The organism is Acidobacteriota bacterium (assembly GCA_003225175.1).
Classification (GTDB): domain Bacteria; phylum Acidobacteriota; class Terriglobia; order Terriglobales; family Acidobacteriaceae; genus Gp1-AA112.
Map to the genome: position 1 here is coordinate 1 of QIBA01000091.1, position 4,073 is coordinate 4,073.

Annotated in this window: 3 protein-coding genes; 1 reads left to right on the top strand and 2 read right to left on the bottom strand. The window is 57.6% G+C overall.

The window, feature by feature from the left end:
* The first annotated feature begins 19 nt into the window (after nt 1-19).
* Nucleotides 20-1,237 (top strand): MFS transporter, encoded by a 1,218-nt coding sequence (locus tag DMG62_21990; protein PYY20784.1) that lies wholly within the window; start codon nt 20-22, stop codon nt 1,235-1,237.
* A gap of 339 nt (nt 1,238-1,576) precedes the next feature.
* Here the strand turns inward: DMG62_21990 and DMG62_21995 are convergent, their stop codons facing one another.
* Complete coding sequence (locus DMG62_21995) at nt 1,577-2,608, bottom strand: IS110 family transposase (GenBank protein ID PYY20785.1); 1,032 nt, start codon at nt 2,606-2,608, stop codon at nt 1,577-1,579.
* A 517-nt stretch (nt 2,609-3,125) separates the two neighbouring features.
* Nucleotides 3,126-4,073 (bottom strand): hypothetical protein (locus DMG62_22000; GenBank protein PYY20783.1); only part of this gene is annotated, 948 nt, incomplete at its 5' end.

The following is a 4,073-nucleotide window of genomic DNA, read 5'->3' on the forward strand; positions in this document are numbered from 1 at the left end:
TGAAGACTGCGGCACGGCGATAATCGGATCGCCATACGCCTGGCTTAGGTTGACCATATCCCTTCTTCTTAGCACGATCGCTGGCATAGGGATGTGGTCTACGGTGGTTGCGTTGCCTGCAGTCCAAGCTGATTTTGGTATTGACCGCGCCACTGCGTCGCTTCCCTTTACCCTCGCATTCGGCGGTTACGCATTCGGCGGAGTGCTGATGGGGCGGCTTGCGGACCGCGTCGGGATCGTCACACCGCTGACGATTGGCGCGTTGATGGTTGGACTCGGATACGTCAGCTCCAGCTTTTCAGTCGCAGCGTGGCAGTACGCTATTGCGTATGGAGTTATCGGCATCGGCAGCTCCGCAGCCTTTGCGCCGTTGATGGCCGATATTTCGCACTGGTTTACTCGTCGGCGAGGCATGGCCGTCGCCATCGTTTCCTGCGGCAGCTATCTCGCAGGAACGATCTGGCCACCCGCTATCGAGTATGCACTTACGCGCGTCGGCTGGCGGCAGACTCATATCCTCATAGGCGTGCTGTCGATAATAACGATGTTGCCACTGATATTTCTGGCTCTCAGGCCTCGCGTTCCCACAATCCAGGTTAACGCGGTTAATGCGGTATCCGATGGAGCACAGCGCGCGTTCGGTCTTTCACCCAACGCGCTGCAGGTCACATTAATGATTGCTGGTGTTTGCTGCTGCGTAACGATGGCCACGCCGCAGCTCCAAATCGTCGCTTATTGTGGGGACCTTGGATACGGACCTGCGCGCGGCGCTGAGATGTTATCCCTCATGATGGGTCTCGGCGTTATCAGCCGCCTTCTAGCCGGCTCCGTCGCTGACCGGTTGGGCGGGCTCACCACGCTGGCTATCCTCTCGACGTTACAGGCCGTCGCGACGTTACCCTATATCCTGTTGGATGATCTTGCTGCGCTTTATGTCATCTCAGGGATATTTGGCCTATTTCACGGTGGTCTCATTCCGATGTACGCCGTGGTGGTGCGGGAGTATTTCTCGCCTCACGAGGCAGGCGCGCGTGTCGGTATGGCAATTGGCGCCACATTGTTCGGCATGGCACTCGGTGGGTGGATGTCCGGCGCTATCTTTGATCTCACAGGTTCATACCGAGAGACATTTATCAATGCAGTTATTTGGAATCTCTTCAATCTCGTCATCCTGCTCTGGTTGCTGTCGCGTCGCCGGCGCGTTCGCGTGTTCGGCGCAGAGGCGTTTTCAGGCTGAAGTTGCGCCGCAGCAAATTTGCATAGTTTGATGTCTCCTTTGGGTCATGTGTGGACGTATATGGACCCCGCCCGATTGCAACAGGCTGACTGGATCGGGTGCAACAGTCACAACTGCTGACGTATATCCGGCTTCTTGATGCGGCCCGAGAATTCGGCGCCGCGAGCCCCGATGGATTTTCGCGTGCTTCCACCTCAACGGCGCCCAGACATTGGCCTATGCCATGCCGGTCCACACACCAGGTTCGGGAAGCAACGGAGTGACCGTTTCACCATCTCCTGTCATCTGATTGCAATTGCCAGGTAAGAGCTCCTCATGTCCTTCGTCGAGTGCCTCGCATCAAGCCGCCTGAACGGATCGCTCGGGTTCGTAAGAGACATTCCCGGCGAGCATGGCCCAGACGATACGAGCATTCTTGTTGGCGAGCGCCACGGCCGCGACGTTCGCATGCCGACGCTGGCGAAGGCTAGCAAGCCAACGGCTTCGCGGATCCTGCTTGCCCCTAGCTTTGCCAAGAGCAGCGCGAGCGCCGTGGATCATCAACGTGCGTAGATAGCGATCGCCGCGTTTGCTAATGCCGAACAATCGGTGTCGTCCGCCACTTGACCGCTGCTTCGGTACAAGCCCCAGCCATGCAGCGAACTGACGACCATTCTTGAAGCAGCTCCGATCCCCGACGGCGGCAACAAGAGCGGTAGCGGTCACCAGTCCGATGCCTTCAATTTCCCCAAGCCTTTGGCACAGCTCGCTAGTGCGGTACAGCTCTCGGATCCGCCGATCACAGGATGCGATCCGGCGATCGAGCTCCATCAATTCAGCTTGGGTCTCCAAAATCAGCACTCGGACCAGCTTGTTGAGATCATCCGTTGCATGTCCTGTGATCTCGGCAAGAGCCCGTCGCAGCCTCCAGATGTCGCGAGCGATGACGATGCCTTGCTCGGCGAGGATGCCACGTATCTGATTCACAAGCCTCGTGCGGCTTTGCACCAGGCGTTGGCGAATCCGATGGAGGGCTTGGATCGCAAGCTGTTCGGGTGACTTCGGCGGAACAAAGCGCATCGTAGGTCGGCCGACTGCCTCACAGATAGCCTCTGCATCATTCCGATCATTTTTGTTCGACTTCACATACGGCGCCACAAACTGAGGGCTTATCAGACGCACCTTGTGACCAAGCTCTGTAAGCACGCGTGCCCAATAGTGAGCACCGTTAGAAGCTTCCATCCCAACCAAGCAAGGCGGCAGATTGGCAAAAAACGTCGACATCGATCCACGACGCAAGGTTTTGCGAATGACAACATTCCCTTGCCCGTCAACGCCATGAACTTCAAACACGTACTTTGCTAAGTCCAAGCCTATCCGAACGACCTGCATGATGATTCTCCCTCGCTGCAGTTCACGTCCGACATTCGACCGGCTGGACGGGCGGGGTCCATACCATTGGCGCCGCCTTGGCAAGAACTTTCTGAGTTGCTGCAGCATTGGTCGGGTGCGGTCATGTGTCCGGCCTGTTTGTGCGGCGGTGAAGCCGCTGGCCATAATGCTATGCGCGGATCGGGTCCCAATCGAAAGCACGCATTCAAAGATGCGTTGACCCATGCGGGTTCTCCCGATCCCCGGATCGACCTTGTCTGCATTACCTCGTCTGTCCTCGCCAATTCCTTCAAACGCCACCGTCGTTGCCTGTCTCACCTCCTTGAATCGCTCTGGTTGACTCAGCCAGTCTACAGCACTTCGATGCCGCGGAGCGGGCGCCGTCCACAGCATCAAAAGCGGACATCAGCGCATGTTCCTGTGATGCCCACTTTACCCCCAAAAGCGGACATTGGTTGAGTGTCGGGATATCCGCTTTGTGCCAGAAGCGAACATCGCTGGGGGTCCTTCGGCAGAGTCATGACGCCAACGCGTCAAGCACGGTTTTAGCTTCCTTAAGATCGCGCGTGTCGAAGCCTTCGGTGAAGCAGCTGTAGACCGGAGCTAGGAGGTTGCGGGCCTCATCCCGCTTGCCTTGATCACACCATAGCCGCGCCAAGCTCGTCGCAGCGTGCAATTCCCACCCTTTTGCACGTTGCAGCCTCGCGACTTCAAGTGCCTTTCGTAGGCTCGCTTCTGCGGCTTCGGCGTTGGGAGAGGTCTGTTGGAGTAGTCGGGCGTGGGCCGTGTAGATCCGAGGCAGGCACCATCGATCGCCAATCTCCGAAGATGCGGCGAGCGCCCGGTTCGTCTGCTCCATGCCACTGTCATAACGCCCAATCGCGAAGTAGGTCTCTGCCAATAGGCAGATCGCCAGACAGAGATTGCTTCGCAACCCAAGCCGGTCACACGCTACGAGTCCCTCCTCGAGGCGCCGAACTCCCTGAGTGAGGTCTTTAGTCTGACCGACAGCCCAGCCAAGGTACACTGAAGCAATGGCGCGCGTTTGAATTAAACCGTGTTCTTCTGATAACGCGAGCAACTCAGTCGCGGTGTTCATAACCGCAGTAGCATCATTGCGCGCAACCCGGGCCTGGCAAACAAACCACAGCGCATGGACTAGCGAAGGAACATGCTGCAAGCGCCGCGCCGAATCGATCGCTTCGCTTTCCAGGCGTAACCCTTGCGTCGGGTGGCCGAGGACCCATTGTAAGATTGCTTTAATCGACAGCGCGCAGACAGCCGGATCGTGGCCGAGGTAGAGGAAGCGGTGTCTCGCATGTCGACTTTCATCATAGAGGTTCAATCCGGCGTCAGCATGCGCGTTCGCATCGCTAATCTCTCCACGAAACCACTGGATTGGCCAAGCGCAGTGATGCGCCTGGAGCAGAATGTCTGGATCATCTAGAGTGCGCGCAACATTGAA